This is a genomic window from Aeromonas sp. sif0611 (assembly GCF_019218845.1).
Classification (GTDB): Bacteria; Pseudomonadota; Gammaproteobacteria; order Enterobacterales; family Aeromonadaceae; genus Aeromonas; species Aeromonas media.
The window spans coordinates 94,887-112,002 of record NZ_JAHUWU010000003.1; the positions used below are offsets into that span (position 1 = coordinate 94,887).

The 17,116-nt window shown below is 64.2% G+C and carries 14 protein-coding genes; 6 read left to right on the forward strand and 8 right to left on the reverse strand.

The annotated features are described in order from the left end of the window. Positions 1-5: 5 nt before the first annotated feature. Entirely contained in the window at positions 6-1,004 is a 999-nt protein-coding gene (locus KW824_RS09625; protein WP_218409654.1) for an NAD-dependent epimerase, read from the reverse strand. After that, complete coding sequence (locus KW824_RS09630; RefSeq protein WP_171272513.1) at positions 1,001-2,362, reverse strand: UDP-glucose/GDP-mannose dehydrogenase family protein; 1,362 nt, start codon at positions 2,360-2,362, stop codon at positions 1,001-1,003. Before KW824_RS09630 ends, KW824_RS09625 begins: the two co-directional genes overlap by 4 nt. A gap of 303 nt (positions 2,363-2,665) precedes the next feature. Here KW824_RS09630 and KW824_RS09635 point away from each other — a divergent pair, with 303 nt between their 5' ends. Further along, positions 2,666-3,274 (forward strand): YitT family protein, encoded by a 609-nt coding sequence (locus KW824_RS09635; protein WP_171272512.1) that lies wholly within the window; start codon positions 2,666-2,668, stop codon positions 3,272-3,274. Between the two features lie 412 nt (positions 3,275-3,686). Here the strand turns inward: KW824_RS09635 and KW824_RS09640 are convergent, their stop codons facing one another. From KW824_RS09640 to KW824_RS09650, 3 genes are read right to left on the reverse strand one after another with little or no spacing between them, the layout of a single operon-like run. After that, complete coding sequence (locus tag KW824_RS09640; protein WP_218409655.1) at positions 3,687-4,493, reverse strand: heme ABC transporter ATP-binding protein; 807 nt, start codon at positions 4,491-4,493, stop codon at positions 3,687-3,689. 15 nt (positions 4,494-4,508) lie between these two features. Next, the gene (locus tag KW824_RS09645) at positions 4,509-5,540 is read right to left on the reverse strand and encodes an iron ABC transporter permease (RefSeq protein ID WP_171272510.1); all 1,032 of its coding nucleotides are present in this window, start codon (positions 5,538-5,540) and stop codon (positions 4,509-4,511) included. Continuing rightward, on the reverse strand, positions 5,537-6,376 hold the full coding sequence (locus KW824_RS09650; RefSeq protein WP_218409656.1) for a hemin ABC transporter substrate-binding protein: 840 nt from the start codon (positions 6,374-6,376) through the stop codon (positions 5,537-5,539). Before KW824_RS09650 ends, KW824_RS09645 begins: the two co-directional genes overlap by 4 nt. 168 nt (positions 6,377-6,544) lie before the next feature. Here KW824_RS09650 and hutX point away from each other — a divergent pair, with 168 nt between their 5' ends. Next, positions 6,545-7,057, forward strand: a complete 513-nt coding sequence (gene hutX / locus KW824_RS09655) for a heme utilization cystosolic carrier protein HutX (RefSeq protein WP_218409657.1) — start codon at positions 6,545-6,547, stop codon at positions 7,055-7,057. After that, positions 7,054-7,611, forward strand: coding sequence for a heme utilization protein HutZ (gene hutZ / locus KW824_RS09660; protein ID WP_005329149.1), 558 nt, complete (start codon positions 7,054-7,056; stop codon positions 7,609-7,611). The genes hutX and hutZ overlap by 4 nt, the downstream gene beginning before the upstream one ends. A 70-nt stretch (positions 7,612-7,681) precedes the next feature. Here hutZ and KW824_RS09665 read toward each other — a convergent pair whose 3' ends face one another. Genes KW824_RS09665 through KW824_RS09675 form a run of 3 tightly spaced genes read right to left on the reverse strand, consistent with a single transcriptional unit; the run spans position 7,682 to position 9,680 of the window. Further along, the gene (locus KW824_RS09665) at positions 7,682-8,086 is read right to left on the reverse strand and encodes a hypothetical protein (protein WP_025328092.1); all 405 of its coding nucleotides are present in this window, start codon (positions 8,084-8,086) and stop codon (positions 7,682-7,684) included. Between the two features lie 39 nt (positions 8,087-8,125). After that, complete coding sequence (locus tag KW824_RS09670; protein WP_171272507.1) at positions 8,126-8,680, reverse strand: cysteine hydrolase family protein; 555 nt, start codon at positions 8,678-8,680, stop codon at positions 8,126-8,128. A 25-nt stretch (positions 8,681-8,705) separates the two neighbouring features. Then, positions 8,706-9,680 carry a ChaN family lipoprotein gene (locus tag KW824_RS09675; protein WP_218409658.1) on the reverse strand — a complete coding sequence of 325 codons (975 nt, stop codon included), beginning with the start codon at positions 9,678-9,680 and terminating at the stop codon, positions 8,706-8,708. 201 nt (positions 9,681-9,881) lie between these two features. Here KW824_RS09675 and KW824_RS09680 point away from each other — a divergent pair, with 201 nt between their 5' ends. From KW824_RS09680 to KW824_RS09690, 3 genes are all read left to right on the forward strand, one after another. Next, on the forward strand, positions 9,882-11,975 hold the full coding sequence (locus tag KW824_RS09680; RefSeq protein ID WP_205641129.1) for a TonB-dependent hemoglobin/transferrin/lactoferrin family receptor: 2,094 nt from the start codon (positions 9,882-9,884) through the stop codon (positions 11,973-11,975). A 266-nt stretch (positions 11,976-12,241) separates the two neighbouring features. Then, on the forward strand, positions 12,242-13,384 hold the full coding sequence (locus KW824_RS09685; RefSeq protein ID WP_218409659.1) for a 3-phenylpropionate MFS transporter: 1,143 nt from the start codon (positions 12,242-12,244) through the stop codon (positions 13,382-13,384). An 82-nt stretch (positions 13,385-13,466) separates the two neighbouring features. Continuing rightward, the gene (locus KW824_RS09690; protein WP_218409660.1) at positions 13,467-16,928 is read left to right on the forward strand and encodes a hybrid sensor histidine kinase/response regulator; all 3,462 of its coding nucleotides are present in this window, start codon (positions 13,467-13,469) and stop codon (positions 16,926-16,928) included. Positions 16,929-17,116 lie beyond the last annotated feature (188 nt).

A 17,116-nucleotide genomic window follows, 5' to 3' on the forward strand; every position in this document is an offset into this window, starting at 1 on the left:
CGGGGTCAGACCCGATAGTAGGTCTTGTACCAGTCGACGAAGCTTTCGACGCCTTCTTGCAGCGCCATCTTGGGTTTATAACCGGTCGCCTCGAACAGCGCCTCGGTGTCGGCCCAGGTGGCGAGCACGTCGCCGGGCTGCATGGGCAGCAGGTTGCGGATCGCCGGCTTGCCGAGCGCCGTCTCGATGGCCTCCACGAAGTCCAGCAGCCGCACCGGGCTGCCGTTGCCGATGTTGTAGAGGCGATAAGGCGCCGGGCTGGCGTCGGTCTGCCCCCGCCAGTTCGGGTCGCCGACCGGCGGCCGATCCGCGACCCGCACTATCCCCTCCACGATGTCGTCGACATGGGTGAAGTCCCGGCTGAGCTGGCCCTGGTTGTAGATATCGATGGGCTCCCCCGCGAGGATGGCGCGCACGAACTTGAACAGCGCCATGTCGGGGCGACCCCAGGGGCCATAGACGGTGAAGAAGCGCAGGCCCGTGGTGGGCAGGCCGTAGAGGTGGGAGTAGGAGTGGGCCATCAGCTCGTTGGCCTTCTTGCTCGCCGCGTAGAGGGAGACAGGGTGATCCACCCCGTCCGAGGTCTTGAACGGCATCTGCTCGTTCAGGCCGTACACCGAGCTGGAGGAGGCGTAGACTAGGTGCTTGACCCCGTGATGGCGACACCCCTCCAGCACGGTCAGGGTGCCAGTGAGATTGCTGTCGGCATAGGCAAAGGGGTTGTCCAGTGAATAGCGTACCCCGGCCTGGGCTCCCAGATGGATCACCCGCTCGAACTGCTCCCGGGCAAACAGCGCCGCCATGGCGACCCGGTCGGCGAGGTCCATCCGCTCGAAGCGAAAGCCGGGCAGGGGGCTGAGCCGTGCGAGGCGCGCCTCCTTCAGGCTGACCTCGTAGTAGTCGTTGAGATTGTCGATGCCGACCACCTGATGACCGTCGTGGCAGAGCCTCTGCGCCACATGGAAGCCGATGAATCCGGTGGCACCGGTGACCAGATATTTCATTGCCGTTGCTCCTTGTGCAGTCCGGTGGCCAGGCTGTCGCCCCGGCCGATGGCGTAGTAGGTAAAGCCGCGCTGGTGCAGGCGGGCCGGATCATAGAGGTTGCGACCGTCGATGATGACGGCCTGTTTCAAGGTACGCTGTATCAGCTCGAAGTCCGGGGCGCGGAACTGCTGCCATTCGGTGCAGATGAGCAGGGCGTCGGCTCCCTTGAGGGCCGCTTCCTGAGTACCGCACAGAGTCAGATCGTCCCGCAGGCCATAGAGACGCTGGGCCTCGGTCATTGCCTCGGGATCGAACGCCTGCACCTTGCCGCCAGCGGCCCAGATCGCCTCCATCAGCACCCGGCTCGGTGCCTCGCGCATGTCGTCGGTGTTGGGCTTGAAGGCCAGGCCCCAGAGGGCGAAGGTCCGTCCCGTCAGATCGCTGCCGAAGTGCTGCTGCAGGCGGGCCATGAGCTTGTGCTTCTGGCCGTCGTTGACCCGTTCCACCGCATGCAGCAGGGGGGCATCGCAGCCTGCCTCGCTGGCAGTGTGGATCAGCGCCTTGACGTCCTTGGGGAAGCAGGAGCCGCCATAGCCGCAGCCGGGATAGATGAAGTGGTGGCCGATGCGCGGGTCGGCGCCTATGCCCTTGCGTACTTCTTCGATGTCGGCGCCGAGCTTCTCCGCCAGGGTGGCCATCTCGTTCATGAAGGAGATCTTGGTGGCCAGCATGGCGTTGGCGGCATACTTGGTCAGCTCGGCGCTGCGGGCGTCCATCTGGATGATGCGATCCCGATTACGGTTGAAGGGGGCATAGAGCTCCTCAAGCAGAGACATGGCGTGGGCCGAACCGGTACCGATGATGATGCGATCCGGCCGCAGGCAGTCGGCCACTGCGGCCCCCTCCTTGAGAAACTCCGGGTTGGAGACCACCTCGAGGGGGAGGTCGACCCCGCGCTCTGCAAGGATGGAGGCGATATGCTGGTGCACCCGGTTGGCGGTGCCGACCGGCACTGTGCTCTTGTTGACCACCACCTTGCCGCCCTGCATCAGCCGGCCTATGGTGCCGGCCACCGCCAGCACGTGCTTGAGATCGGCCGAGCCATCTTCATCCGGCGGGGTGCCGACCGCGATGAAGATGAGTTCGGCAAAACCCACCCCCTCGGCCACATCCGTGGTGAACAGCAGACGGCCTGCCTGGTGGTTGGTCTGTACCAGGGGGGCGAGGCCGGGCTCGAAGATGGGGATGATACCCTCTCTCAGCCGCTCGACTTTGGCTGCGTCCACATCCACACAGGTCACCCTGTGGCCCATCTCGGCCAGTACGGCGGCCTGAACCAGTCCCACATAACCTATTCCAAATACGCTGACTCTCATCTGCTGTCGCTCCGCAGCCAGTGGCAAGGGAGTCATTTTAGAACGATTCTGACTCGCTGACAGCGAGATACCCTGGGTTTTTCAGGTTATCTTCAGGCTGGGAGGGGAGAGGGCATGACATATTTTGGTGCAAGGGTTGTAACGCAGCGCTGACGCGCACCATTTCGGCGCATGCGATCCCGTACTTGTGATCCGGGTCACTCAAAATGGACACTGTGACCATAACGAAGTCCCGACTCACGGGGCTCGCGCCCGTCATCGGGCCTCAGACACTCTTTTCACTTCGCTACTGGACATAAGGTTATGGACAACACTCCCCGTTCGGCCCATCCGCTCTATGAGGATGTGCTCGCCCTGCTGACCGCGGCAGGCTTCGTTTCCCTCGGCATCTTCCTGTTTCATCAGGTCGGTCTGCTCACCGGCGGCACCGCCGGATTGGCGCTGCTGTTGCAGCAGGTCACAGGCCTGAGCTTCGGCCTGCTGTTCTTCACCATGAACCTGCCGTTCTACGCCCTGGCCTGGCTCAGGATGGGGTCGCGCTTCACCCTCAACACCTTCGCCGCCGTGGCCACCGTCTCCTTCATGACGGATCACCTCAACGCCGTGCTGCAGATAGGCAAGATAGAGCCCGTCTATGCGGCTTTGATCGGTGGCACCCTGATCGGCATGGGGCTGCTCATCATGTTCCGCCACAAGGCGAGCCTGGGCGGCTTCAATATTCTGGCGCTGTTTATTCAGGACAAGTTCGGCGTCCGTGCCGGCAAGCTGCAAATGGGGCTTGATTGCGCCATCGTCATCGCCTCCTTCTTCGTGGTCTCCCCCTGGCTGCTGGCGCTCTCAGTGGTCGCGGCCATCATCTGTAACCTGGTGTTGACACTCAATCACAAACCGGGCCGCTACCAGATCGCCTGAGTCACCCTTCACGTTGCATACAAAAGAGCGCCTGATGGCGCTCTTTTGCTATTCGAGATCCTGACTTGATTCACTCCGCCATGGGTTGTCCCGTCTCGGGGTGGTGGATGGCTTGGACGGGGTAGTCGTGGAAAGGGAGGGCGATGCGCTCGTTATCACACGACCATGGGTTGCCCCGTCTCGGGGTGGTGGATGGCTTGGACGGGGTAGTCGTGGAAAGGGAGGGCGATGCGCCCGGCATCACACCACCATAGGCTGCCCCGTCTCGGGGTAGTGGATGGCTTGGACGGGGTAGTCGTGGAAAGGGAGGGCGATGCGCTCGTTATCACACGACCATAGGCTGCCCCGTCTCGGGTTGGTGGATGACTTGGACGGGGTAATCGTGTGGAAAGGGAGGGAGGTGCGCTCGTTATCACACGACCATAGGCTGCCCCGTCTCGGGGTGATGGATCACCTGGGCGGGGTAGTCGTAGAGGCGGGCAATCAGTTCGGGGGTCAGCACCTCTGCCGGGGAGCCGTCCGCCATCAGCCTGCCCTGCTCCAGCATCACCAGCCGGTCGGCGTAGCGCGCCGCCAGGTTGAGGTCGTGCAGCACCACCAGCACGGCGGTATTGCGGGCGGCCAGGGCGCGGGCCATGGTGAGCAACTGATGCTGGTACTTGAGATCGAGGGCCGAGGTGGGCTCGTCGAGCAGCAGCAGTCGCGGCTGCTCGGGATCGGGCAGCCGTTCCGGTGACGGCTCCTGCCAGATCTGGGCCAGTACCCGGGCGAACTGCACCCGCTGGCGCTCTCCGCCGGAGAGGCCGGGGTAGAGGCGGCCAGCCAGGTGCTCGACCCCGGCATGGGTCATGGCGGCCCGCACTATCTGGTCGCGGCGGCTGACGGGTTCGCTGTGGGGCAGCCGGCCCATGGCCACCACCTCTTCGCACAGGAAAGGGAAACTCAGGGACGAGCTCTGGGGCAATACCCCGACTCTGTGGGCCAGGGCATCGCCGGCCCACTCTTGCCGCTTGCGACCGAACAGGGAGATGCTGCCGTCATAGGCCAGCTCGCCGGTCAGGCACTTGAGCAGCGAGCTCTTGCCCGCTCCGTTCGGGCCGAGCAGAGCGGTCAGGCTGCCCCCATGCAGGTCGAGATCCAGGTTGTCCAGGATGAGGCGATTGCCCCGGGTGAGGTTGAGCCCGCGGCAAGCGAGCAGGGGGGAGGGGGATCCTGGCAAGGTGGCGTTCTCCTGTTACAGCGTCCGGCGACTCTTGATCAAGAGCCAGATGAAGAAGGGGGCACCCAGCAGGGCGGTGATGATGCCCACCGGCATCTCGGCCGGTGCCAGCAGGGTGCGGGCCAGCATGTCGGCCCCGAGCAGCAGGGCTGCGCCGAGCAGGGCACTGAGCGGCAGCAGCCTGACATGATTAGGTCCGGCCAGCAGCCTCACCAGGTGGGGCACCACTAGGCCGACGAAGCCGATCATGCCGGCCACCGCCACCGCCACGCCGACCCCGGCGGCAGTGAGCAGGATGAGACGCCGCTTGAGGCATTGCACATTGACCCCCAGATGACGGGCCTCACCTTCGCCCAGCAGCAGGGCGTTGAGGGGGTTGGCATCGCGCATGAAGAGCCACAGCAGGGAGACTAGGGTCAGCAGCGCCAGCCCCACGTCCACCGGCTTGCCGGCGGCCAGGGAGCCCATCTGCCACAGGCTCAGGTTGCGCAGCATCTGATCGTCAGCAAGGTAGGTGAGGAGCCCGATCACGGCCCCTGACAGCGCCGTGATGGCAACGCCCGCCAGCAGCATGACGGTGACCGAGGTGCCCCCCTCACGGGTGCCCAGCAAGTAGACAAGGGTGGTGGTGAGTGCCCCGCCGAGGAAGGCGAGCAGGGGCAGCAGACCGAGGCCGAGCAGGCTCTGCAACTGCTGGCCGAGGGGGGCCAGCAGCACGATGGCCAGGGCGGCGCCCAGCGCCGCACCGCCGGAGACCCCTATGATGCCGGGGTCGGCCAGGGGATTGCGAAACAGCCCCTGCATCACGGCGCCACAGATGCCGAGAATGCCCCCCACGGCGATGCACAGCAGGGTGCGTGGTAGGCGGATCTCCTGCACTATCAGCAGCTTGTGTGCTTCTATCCCGCTCTCTTTGCCAGCAAACAGGGCCTGCAGACTCTCGGCGAAGGAGAGCGACATGGGGCCGGTGGCGAGGGAGCCGACCAGCAGCAGGGCGAGCGTGCAGCCGGTGAGCGCGAGCAGCCAGGGCAGCGGCAGACGCATCATGAACCCTGCTTGATCCACTGGGCTATCTGGTTGGCCTGCTGCAAGGATCTCAGGCTGAGCCCCCCTTGCAGGGCGTGACCGTCGATGGTGTGGATGGCCCTGTTCTTGCCTGCCGGCGTGGCGGCCAGGGCCGGCACCTGGGCCAGCACGCTGTCGACGCTCTGGTATTGCTGCCAGTCACGACCGCTCACCAGCACCAGATCCGGTTGCAGTTCGATCAGGGATTCGGTGGAGACGGGCTTGTAGTCGTGCAAGCGGGCGACCGGGTTGATGCCGCCGGCCAGGGTCACCAGGGCGCTGGCGGTGGTATTGCCGCCGGCTATGCTGGTGGGCTGGCCCTTGTGCAGCAGCAGGAAGGCGACCCTGAGGGACTTGTTCTGTTTCGCCTGGGCCGCCAGTTGGTCGCTCTGGACGGCGATCTCGGCCTTCAGCCTGGTGCCGGCGGCCTGATTGCCCAGCAAGCCGGCCAGGACGTCGATCCGCTCGTTGAGGTTGGCCAGAGTGGGGGCCGTCGGCAGTACAGTAACCTCGACGCCGGCCCGGCGCAGCTGTTCCAGAGCCGGTGGTGGCCCCATCTCGTCGCTGCCGACCAGTCGGGTCGGGGCCAGACTCAGTATCCCTTCGGCAGCCAGGGCGCGGTGGTAGCCGACTCTCGGCAGCCCCTTGGGTTCAGGGCTGCTGACGTCGGTGGCAATCAGGCTCTGCTCGCCCCCCAGGGCCATAATGAGTTCTGTGGTGGCCGGGCCTATGCTGACGATACGTTCCTGCGCGGCAGCAGGCAGGGAAAGGGCTGAACAGCCGAGCAGGCTGAGTGCGAGGGCAAAACGACGGCCCATGCGAACCTCCGAAGGGTGTATGAGAGTGGGATTGCCGCCGAGAATATCAAGCTCGTGAAAAAAATGCACTGATAATGAAAGCGATTATCAATTGCGTTAAGGGGGCCGCTTTATTACAGTATCCGCCGCGAGACCGAGTACTATCGCCAGATCATCCAGGGAGAACCGATGAGCATTGCACAACGCATTCATGCGCTGCTGGAACAAGATCCCAGCGCCCATCCTTCCAGCATCGCCACCGAGCTGGCCGTCAGCGAGTGGGAGGTGGTGCGCCACCTGCCCGCCGAGCTGATGACGCTGGTGCCGAGCGATCAGGCCGAAGCCCTGCTGGTGGATCTGGCCAGTTGGGGTCAGGTGACCACCATTGTGGAGTCCGACGGCTCCATCTTCGAGGTGAAGGCCCCCTTCCCCAAGGGCAAGACGGCCCGTGGCTACTACAACCTGATGGGTCGGGACGGCGAGATGCATGGCCACCTCAAGCTCGACAACGTGGTCGGCATTGCCCTGGTCAGCAAGCTGTTCATGGGCAAGGAGGGGCACTCCTTCCAGTTCTTCGGCCACAGCGGTCGCTGCATTTTCAAGATCTACCTGGGCCGTGACGAGCAGCGTCAGCTGCTGCCTGATCAGGTGGAGCGTTTCAAGGCCCTGCGCCACCAGTATCAAGAGGAAGTGAAAGCATGAGTGAACGTCAGGAGCGTCTGCAGAACCGTCTGCAACCGGAGATCCGCGAATTTCGTGACGGTTGCCGCACCCTGCAGCTCGCGACCGTGGATGGCGAAGGCAACCCCAATGCCAGCTACGCCCCCTTCGTGCTGCAGGAAGATGGCTACTATGTGCTGATCTCCGAGATAGCCCGCCATGCCCGCAACCTGCAACAGGTGCCCAAGGTCTCCCTGATGCTGATCGAGGACGAGACCGGCGCCCGCGAACTGTTCGCCCGCAAGCGACTCACCTTTGATGCCGTAGCCGAGGTAGTGGCGCGGGATGACGAGCGCTGGGGCAAGGCGATAGCGGCGCTGGAGGGGCGTTTCGGCGACATCGTCAAAGGGCTCTCCAACCTCAAGGACTTCGTGCTGTTTCGCCTCAAGCCCGAGCAGGGTCTGTTCGTCAAAGGCTTCGGCCAGGCGTTCCGGGTCTCCGGTGACGAGTTGGTGGATTTCGTCCATCTGGTGGAAGGGCACAAGCGCGTCGACAACGGCGCCGAGTTGACCAGCGAGACGGACGCACCTGTCTGAGGTGCGGGGTCATGAGATGAAAAACGGGCAGCCTGGGCTGCCCGTTTTGTTACCTGTCCCCCAATCGGGATCACTCCTGCCAGGAGGCCTTGTTGGGGAAGGCGTCGCGATCGGCCTGGGTGGCGGTCTCGTTGCACTCCCCCCGGATCTTCCAGGAGGTCTGGCTGAGGACTATGTAGCCGGTGCGGCAATAGTTGCGCGCCGCCAGCGTCTCGGTCAGTTGCTCATCCTGCAGGGCCTCGCGGCGCTCCAGCAGGCTCTTGCTGTTGCGGCTCAGCCGGCTGTCATCCTCCTGCAACCGACTCGGCAGGACGTCGAGGGGCGCGGCTTCAAAGGTGAAGCGCTTGCTCCCCTCTTCGTTGATGTTGGTATGAAACAGGGGGGCCGGGCCGTCGGGCGTGGTGCCCGGCATTCCGGAGCAGGCCGTGATCGCCGGTAACAACAGCACAAGGGCAACGGCAGAGAATAGACGCACGCAAGACTCCAATCAGGTGATCACTTCAAGGCGGGCAGATTAGCACGCCAGCGCGGGTTGAGCCGCCTCGAGCAGCTGATCCGTGGTGAGCAGGGTTATGCGTCTGCCCTCGGGCAGGTCCAGATGCCGCCACATCCAGTTGTGGTGCTCGATGATCTGCTCGGCGCTCAGGTGGGGACGATCCGCTGTGGTGTGACCATCCTGCAACACCAGTACCTCAAAGCCATGGGCCGCGGCGCTGCGTACCGTGGTATCGACGCAAAAATCGGTGTTGCTGCCACAGAGGATCAGCCTGTCGACGGACTGCTCGGCCAACAGGAAGGCCAGCTCGGTCTCGAGGAAGCTGTCGCACGCCGTCTTGCGTACCCGGCTATCCCCCTTGGCGGGTTGCAGGGCCGGGTGCAGTTGCCAGCCCGGGGTACCGGGCTCCAGCTCGCCCCCTGGCAAGTCGTCATGCTGGATGTAGATGACCCGGCCATGTTGCTGTCTGACGTGGGCCGCGGCCCGGTTGATGTTGGCCAGTACCTGTGGCTGTTGGTGATGGGTCGCTTTCATGACCCCTTGCTGCACATCGATGATCAGTAACACGTCCATATTTTACCCGCCGTATCCTGGAAGATTAGGGTTGCAGCCACTGGCTGCAGTCACGGCTGCGGGATTGATGCAGCGCGCCCATATCTTGCTTCATTTCTGCTGCATTTAGCCAGCGTTCCGGCAGGGGGGCTATGTGCACCCGCACGTCGGCACTCCGTCCGGGGGTGGCCTTGCCATCCTGGGATCCAGTCTCAGGCACCACCAGGGCGACTCTCAGCGCCGGATTGCGGCTGGCGATGCGGCTCGCGATACCCAGTCCCCCCTCCACGTGGAAGTTGCCGGCGATGTGCATGATGCGCCGGCCGGGATGCTGCTCGAGATAATCGACCATGCTCTCGGCCATGGTGTCGTCCCAGCTGGTCTGGGCGGCGAAGCGGCGGGCATTGCCGTCCGCATCCCCATGATGCATGGAGGCCATGAACTTCTGGCGGTAGCCGTCATCCCCCAGGGTGAGCTCGCGGGCGAGCTGGCTGCGGCGGCTGGCAGGCAGCTTGTCGAGCCACTCCGGGCCTTCCTGACCGACACAGCTTACCAGCGGCTTGGGGGCATTGGCGGCGATCACAGTCAGCTGCTGCGCCTTGGCAAATTCCACCAGGGGGCGGTAGTCGCTCGGGTAGTTGGGCCAGGCATGGCCGTCCCGGATCAGCGTGGATTCGCCGATGCGCCCGGCCAGGTAGGCATCCAGCACGGGTTGATCGGCGCGGGTGAACTGCTCCATGGAGAGCACGAGGGCCCGGCCATCGACGCGCGACATGCCGGCAAGCTCCGTCAGCAGGTTTGCCTGCAACAGGTGCACGGCCGGGTGGCTGTGGAGCTCGCCCACCAGCACTATGTCGGCATCCCTGACCTTGTCCACCGCCTGGGCGAGGCTGAGGGGCCTGTCGTCCGTCCCCTCGCCAAGCTGGTAGTGATAGAGGGTCTGGGGAGGCTGGCTCTGCGGCGGGGTGGCACAGGCGGCCAGCAGCAGGGGCAGGGCGAGCAGGGGGAGTCGTCGAGTCATGGCATCTCACTCACAAAGGCAGAGATTGGCAAAGGTACAGCACCATACGATGGCAGCATGGCGAGCAGGAAAAAAGAGGCGCTAGTGTAAAACCGTTCAGAAGCAAAAGAAAATGAGAATGATTCACTTTATTATTGATCTTTGTCGCGAGCTGGGTAAGATGCCGTTCGGTTGATAATGATTCTCAATAAGGACTTTGCAGTGGCGCACAACAACACCCCCTCTCTGATTGCCCTCGCCGTGGCGGCCGGGCTGGTATCCCCTGCTTTCGCCGCAGACAAGAAAACGGATGAAGTCATGGTCGTCAGCGGCTCCCGCATGGAGCAGAAGCTGGAAGACGTCTCCGGCCCCATCGCCGTCATCACCTCGGAGCAGATCGAAGAGCAGGTCGTCAGCAATGTCGCCGATCTGTTCCGTTATGAGCCGGGCGTGAGCGTGCAGGGTGGGGCGGGGGATGCCCAGACCTTCACCATTCGCGGCATGAGCGAGAACCGGGTCAAGGTGGTGCAGGACGGGGTGCGCCAGAACGACGCCTACAAGAATGGCGGTGTGGGCCAGACCTACTTCGACACCGACATGATCAAGCAGGTGGAAGTGGCCAAGGGGCCGGCGTCCGCGGCCTACGGCTCCGACGCCCTGGGGGGCGTCATCGCCATCACCACCAAGGATGCCGGCGACTTCCTCAAGGGGAAGGACAGCTACCTGGACGCGACCACCGGCTATGCCTCCAGCAGCCACCAGAAGATGGCCGGCATCACGGGGGCGCTGCGCACCGGCGAGTTCGAGAACCTGTTGCGCTACACCTGGCGCGACGGCGGGGTGACCCAGAACTACGACAGCGACAAGGACGAGTTCGACATCGTCAGCCAGGCGGTGCTGCTCAAGAGCAAGTGGAACCTCTCCGATGATCAGTTCCTGAAGCTGACGGTCGACTACTTCACCGAGGGGCAGGATCCGGATGCCATCGATCTGACCAAGGCGGGCTCCGTCTTCAATCAGCCGATCACCGATAAAGACACCGACAACCTCTCCCTGGTGCTGGATCACGGCCTGGCCCTGAACGCCCCCTGGGCGGATCGGGTGGACAGCAAGATTTACTACACCCGCACCAAGCAGACCCTGGATCAGTACGCCTCCTCCAAGTATCCGGTCAACCCGCGCAACCCCTATGTGACCAAGAACTCCCTGGATCACAACGGCTTCGAGCAGGAGAGTCTGGGGGCCCAGGTGAAGTTCAGCAAGGCGCTGGAGAGCCAGCGCCTTGCCTGGGGTGTGGAGTATGAGCACACCGACAACGAGCGTACCCGTTTCAAGGCGCCGACCGTACCGGGCGACTTCGTCGGTTACAGCGAGCTGAGCTTCCCGTCCACCACCAGCGAGCGCAGCGCGCTCTGGGCCTTCGACGAGATCAAGTTTGGCGAGCGCTGGGTGCTGACCCCGGGTGCCCGTTACGACTACTACAAGATGACCCCGGACGAGGATCCCGCCTACACCGGCGAGAACATGCAGAAGATCTCCGAAGGGGAGTTCTCTCCCAAGCTGGGGCTGGTGTTCAAGGCACACGAGGCGGCCAACCTGTTCGCCCAGTACAGCCACGGTTTCAAGGCGCCCATGTATGACAACGCCTTCTCCACCCTGAACCACCAGGCCTACGGCTATCGCATCGAGCCGAACCCTAACCTCAAGCCCGAGAGCAGCGACGGCATCGATCTCGGGGTGCGCGGCAGCAGCGGCGGCTTCAGCTACGAGGTGGCGACCTTCTACAATCAGTTTGACGACTTCATCGAGCTGACCGCCGTGGGGACCGAAGGGCGCACCGCCATCTATCAGTACCAGAACCTGGACAAGGCGACCACCAAGGGGGCCGAGGTCAAGGCGGACTACTGGCTGAACGAGCTGGTGAACGTCTGGGGCAACCTGGCCTACATCGAGGGCAAGGACGGCGACGGCAACTACATCAACAGCCTGAGCCCGTTCAACGGCAGCCTTGGGGTGCGTCTGGAGCAGCCGAACTGGAACATCAACACCGCCCTGCGCTTCGCCGACGACATGGACAAGGTGGGCAAGGACGCCAGAGGTAACGACAACATCAAGAGCGCCGGCTGGGGCGTGGTGGATATCTACGCCCAGTTCAAGCCGATGCAGGATCTGCAGCTCAACGTCGGCGTCTTCAACCTGTTTGACAAGGAGTACGTGAGCTACGAGAGCATCACGGGCCTTGCCGCCAGCTCGGACACCAGCAACCAGACCGAGCCGGGTCGCAACCTGAGCGCAAGGGTCAAGTACGTGTTCTGATACTTGCCAATGACGATGATGATGAAGGGGCCCTTGGGCCCCTTCTCTGCGTCTGGCGGCCCAAACCGGCCCCAAAAAGAAACCCGCCAGGGGCGGGTGTAAGGATTGCAACACTCATCAGGAAGCGGTGTTATCCAGATAGACAGGGGGATGTGACAAAGGTTCAACTTTATTGATATTTATCGTTTTTATCTCCCCTTGCCCCTGGGGATCCCCGCGCCAAAATCGGTTATCATTTGTGCCCCTTGTCCCGCTGCCGAGCCCCTATGCCCGCCTTCTCCTGGTTAGCCCTGTTCTTTGGCGCCTTCTACTTCGTCTACGGCGCCTATCTGCCGTTCTGGTCCCTGTGGCTCGAGGGCATAGGGGTGAGCGCCGAGCAGATAGGCTTGCTGCTGGGGGTCGGCATGGCCATCCGTTTTGCCGGCAACCTGATGGTGATGGGACGGGTCAAGGGGGCCGGTCAGTTGCTGCCCGTCACCCGGCTGCTCTGCCTGCTGAGCCTGCTGGCGTTTCTGGGCTTCTACCTCAGCCATAGCCTCTGGTGGCTGGTGGTGCTGACCCTGGTGGCGAACTTCATCTACCCAACCCTGATGCCCATGGGGGAGGCGCTCGCCACCCGCATGGTGGTGCAGACGCACCTCGACTATGGCAAGGTGCGGCTGTGCGGCTCCTTCGCCTTTATCGTCGCCTCCACCCTGGTGGGCGCCCTGGTGAGCAACTTCGGCAGTGACTGGGTGCTGCATACCATGGTGGCGGGACTGCTGGCCATGCTGGCACTGAGTGCGCTGCCGCTGCGGCCGGTACCCCAGGAGCTCATTGGGGAGCGGGCCCGAGCCTCCCTGCTCGTCACCCTCAAGTCGGCCCCGGTCCGCCGCTTCCTGCTCATTACCGCCCTGCTGCAGGGCAGCCATGCCGCCTACTACGGCTTCAGCGCCATGTACTGGAAGGGGGCGGGCTACAGCGGCACCCTGATCGGCTACCTGTGGGCCCTGGGGGTGGTGGCGGAGATCGCCATGTTTGCCGCGGACAAACGCTTCTTTCACCGCTTCGGGGCCCAGACCCTGTTTCTGGTGGGGGCCGTCGGCTGCGTGGTGCGCTGGGTGCTGCTCGGCGCCTCTACCGAGCTTTGGGTGCTGGTGCTGGGTCAGCTGTTGCACGGGGTCACCTTCTGCATCAGCCACCTCGGCGCCGTGCGCTTCATGACCCGCCAACTGCCCGCCGAGCAGCAGATCCCCACCCAGGCGCTCTATGCGGCGCTCGGCCTCGGCATGACAGTGGCCGCCCTGATGGCGATCTGCGGTGTGCTGTTCGAGCCGCTTGGTGGGGGGATCTTCTTCATCATGGTGCTGGTGGTGTTGCCGGTCTTCGTCCTGCGGCTGCGCGGGGAGCATGAGGGCGCCGCCGCCTGAGCGGGCACACTCAATGACGGTTGCCCGCCGGCACGCTGAGCCGGCGCGGCGCTTAACACATCTGAACAAGGGAAGAATATAGATGCACCAAGGATGGCTGCTGATCGGGTTGTCGCTCGCCTATCTGGGCTTGCTGTTCCTCATCGCTTATGTGGCGGACAAGAGCAAGCGCCGTCGGCTCAAGGGCCAGCCCCTGCTCTACAGCCTGTCGCTCGCCGTCTATTGCACCTCCTGGACCTTCTTCGGCACAGTGGGGCAGGCGAGCGAATCCCCCTGGTCGCCTGTGCCCATCTATCTTGGCCCCATGCTGGTGTTCCTGTTTGGCTGGCGCCTGCTGGCCCGCCTCATCCTGGTGGCCAAGCGCGAGCACATCACCTCCATCGCCGACTTCATCGCCGCCCGCTATGGCAAGTCCCAGCGCCTGGCCATGGTGATCAGCCTGATCGCGGTGATGGGGATACTTCCCTACCTGGTGCTGCAGCTCAAGGCCATCGTCACCGGGCTGGATCTGCTGATGGCCAACTCGGTGCCGGCGGGGCCCACGGGCAACACGGCCGAGCTGGCCCTCGGCGTCGCCCTGTTGCTGGCGCTGTTCAGCATACTGTTCGGCACCCGCAACCTGGACGCCACCGAGCACCATCGCGGCATGGTGGTCGCCATCGCCTTCGAGTCCGTGGTCAAGCTGCTCGCCTTCATGGCGGTGGGGGGCTTCGCGCTCTGGCTCATCATTGCCAGGCCGAGCGAGGCCCGCACCCTGGTAGCCGGGGACTTTCTCGATGCGGTGGTGGCGGTGTCGCCGGGCAGCCTGCTGGAGCTCGCCATCTATACCCTGGTGGCCATGTGCGCCGTCATCTGCCTGCCGCGCCAGTTCCACGTGACTGTGGTGGAGAACAACCAGGGCCAGGATCTGCACTGGGCGCGCTGGCTGTTCCCGCTCTACCTGTTCCTGATGGGGCTCTTCATCTGGCCGCTGGCACTGGCGGGCAAGCAGTGGGTCGGGGCCGACATGGCCTCGGACACCTATGTGATAAGCCTGCCCATGTCGCTGGGCTTCGACGGCATGGCGATGCTGGCGTTTCTCGGCGGCACCTCGGCGGCCACCGGCATGGTGATCGTCTGCACCATAGCCCTGGCCATCATGGTCAGCAACGATCTGGTGCTGCCGGTGCTGCTGCGCCGCTTCTGGCAACAGGGGCGGGATGAACGGCTGATGCGGCTGCTGCTGCAGGTGCGCCGGGGCGCCATACTGCTAATCCTGCTGGCGGCCTGGGTGCTCTATCTCTGGCTCGGGGATCTCACCAGCCTGTCGCGCATCGGCTACCTGTCGTTCGGCGCCGTGGCCCAGTTCGCCCCGGCCCTGCTGCTCGGCCTCTACTGGCGGCACGGCAATCGCAAGGGGGTCTACCTCGGGCTCTCCCTCGGGGTCAGCCTCTGGTTCGTGACCCTGCTGGCCGAGAGCGGCCTGCTGGCGGGCTCGCCCCTGGAGGCACTGTTGGCCCCCCCCGACTGGCCCGCCTTTCGCGAGCTGAGCCTGGGGGCCTGGTGTATCTTCCTGAGCCTCTCGCTCAACCTCGCAGGTTACGTGGTTGGTTCGCTGCTGTCGCGGGCGGCGGTGAGCGAGCGGTTGCAGGCCGCCAACTTCGTCGGCAAGCCGAGCCGCGATACCACGGCGCTCTATCAGGCGCGGGTCTCGGTCAAGGAGCTGGAGATGCTGGCGGCCCGCTTCGTCGGCTCGAGCCGGGTCAAGCGCGCCTTCGGCCGCTTCGCGGGCGAGCGGGGCGGCACCCTGGCACCCCAGATGCAGGCGTCGGCCGATCTGATCGCCCACACCGAGCGGCTGCTGGCCGGGGTGTTTGGTACCTCGTCCGCCCGGTTGGTGCTGGCCTCTGCCCTGCAGGGGCGCAACATGCAGCTCGAGGAGATCGCCACCATAGTGGACGAGGCCTCCGATGTGTTTCGCTTCAACCGTGGCCTGCTGCAGGGGGCCATAGAGCACATGGGGCAGGGGATCTCGGTGGTGGACCGGGAGCTCAGGCTGGTGGCCTGGAACCGGCGCTACATAGAGCTGTTCCACTATCCGCACGGGCTCATCCAGGTGGGGCGCGCCATCGAGGAGATCATCCGCTACAACGCGCAGCAGGGGCTGTGCGGCCCGGGAGACATCGAGGCCCAGGTGGCGCGGCGGGTCGCCTTCATGAAGCGGGGTAGCCCCCATGTCTCGGCGCGGGAGCGGCCGGATGGCCGGGTGATCGAGATGCAGGGCAATCCCATGCCGGCGGGGGGCTTCGTGATGACCTTCACCGATATCACCCCCTTCCGGGCGGCGGAGCGGGTGCTGCGCGAAGCGAACGAGCACCTGGAAGCCAGGGTGGCCGAGCGTACCCATGAACTCTCCGAGCTCAACCGCCAGCTGCTGCTGGTGAACCAGCAGGTGGAGCGGGCGAACCACTCCAAGAGCCGTTTCCTGGCGGCGGTGAGCCACGATCTGACCCAGCCGCTGAACGCGGCCAAGCTGTTTACCTCCTCCCTGCTGGAGATGCTGCCGCCGGAAGACGAGCCGGCCCGCATTGCCCGCCACATCGACGATGCCCTGGGGGCGACCGAAGATCTCATCACGGATCTGCTGGATATCTCACGGTTGGAGGCGGGCAAGTTCAAGGCGAAGAAGCTCGATTTCGCCCTGTGCGACATGTTCGACAACCTCAAGGCCGAGTTTGGGGTGCTGGCCCAGGCGGGGGGGATCCAGTTCTCCGTGGTGGAGAGTCGCCTCGCCGTCTACAGCGACGTACGCCTGCTGCGGAGGGTGCTGCAGAACTTCCTCACCAATGCGTTTCGCTACAACCCCGGTGGCCGGGTGCTGCTCGGTTGCCGTCGACTGGGGGACAAGGTACGCATCGAGGTGTGGGACAACGGCCCCGGCATCCCGCTGGACAAGCAGGAGGCTATCTTTGACGAATTCTCCCGCCTCGATCACTCCCGCACCGCGAGGGAGCAGGGGCTCGGCCTCGGGCTCGCCATCGCCCGCGGCATCTCCCAGGTGCTGGGCCACCAGCTCTCCCTGCGCAGCTGGCCGGGGGCGGGATCGGTGTTTGCCATCACCCTCAACCTCGCGACCCGGCCCGTGATGCCGAGCCAGGTGGCGGCCCCCGTGGTGCGGGACAGCCAGCTGGAGGGGATCCGGGTGCTCTGCATCGACAACGAGGAGGAGATCCTCATCGCCATGGCCTCCCTGCTGGGGCGCTGGGGTTGCGAGGTGCGCTGCGCCCAGAACCAGGAGCAGGCGCTATCCCTCATCGGCGACGGCTTCCTGCCGCAACTGGTGCTGTCGGATTATCACCTGGACGATGGCAAGACGGGACTGCAGGCGCTGCACATGATCCGGCTGGCCCACGGCAATGGCATCGGCGGCATCATCATCAGTGCGGATCGCAAGAGCGAGCTGCAGACGCAGATCCGCGAGCACGGCTTTGGCTACGTCAGCAAACCGGTCAAGCCGCTCAAGCTGCGGGCATTGATGAACAGCCTGCTGTTGCCAATACAGTGACAGGCTTCACACAATCAATCATTGATAGGTTCGATCATGAATGATTATCAGGCGCCAGCATCACCGATGTTGGCGCCAGCTTGTCGGCATGTTCGCGAACAATTGCGAAAAGTGAGTCCTGTTTGCTGTCATTTTTACTAGGTAGCATCCCTTCCTGCTCCCACCTATAGTCATTCGGCGATTATTTT

Coding starts and splice junctions, on each gene's coding strand:
- KW824_RS09635 (WP_171272512.1), top strand. CDS start 2,666: ATGGACAACACTCCCCGTTCGGCCCATCCGCTCTATGAGGATGTGCTC.
- hutZ (WP_005329149.1), top strand. CDS start 7,054: ATGAGTGAACGTCAGGAGCGTCTGCAGAACCGTCTGCAACCGGAGATC.
- KW824_RS09670 (WP_171272507.1), bottom strand. CDS start 8,680: ATGGACGTGTTACTGATCATCGATGTGCAGCAAGGGGTCATGAAAGCG.
- hutX (WP_218409657.1), top strand. CDS start 6,545: ATGAGCATTGCACAACGCATTCATGCGCTGCTGGAACAAGATCCCAGC.
- KW824_RS09685 (WP_218409659.1), top strand. CDS start 12,242: ATGCCCGCCTTCTCCTGGTTAGCCCTGTTCTTTGGCGCCTTCTACTTC.
- KW824_RS09675 (WP_218409658.1), bottom strand. CDS start 9,680: ATGACTCGACGACTCCCCCTGCTCGCCCTGCCCCTGCTGCTGGCCGCC.
- KW824_RS09625 (WP_218409654.1), bottom strand. CDS start 1,004: ATGAAATATCTGGTCACCGGTGCCACCGGATTCATCGGCTTCCATGTG.
- KW824_RS09645 (WP_171272510.1), bottom strand. CDS start 5,540: ATGATGCGTCTGCCGCTGCCCTGGCTGCTCGCGCTCACCGGCTGCACG.
- KW824_RS09690 (WP_218409660.1), top strand. CDS start 13,467: ATGCACCAAGGATGGCTGCTGATCGGGTTGTCGCTCGCCTATCTGGGC.
- KW824_RS09650 (WP_218409656.1), bottom strand. CDS start 6,376: ATGGGCCGTCGTTTTGCCCTCGCACTCAGCCTGCTCGGCTGTTCAGCC.
- KW824_RS09630 (WP_171272513.1), bottom strand. CDS start 2,362: ATGAGAGTCAGCGTATTTGGAATAGGTTATGTGGGACTGGTTCAGGCC.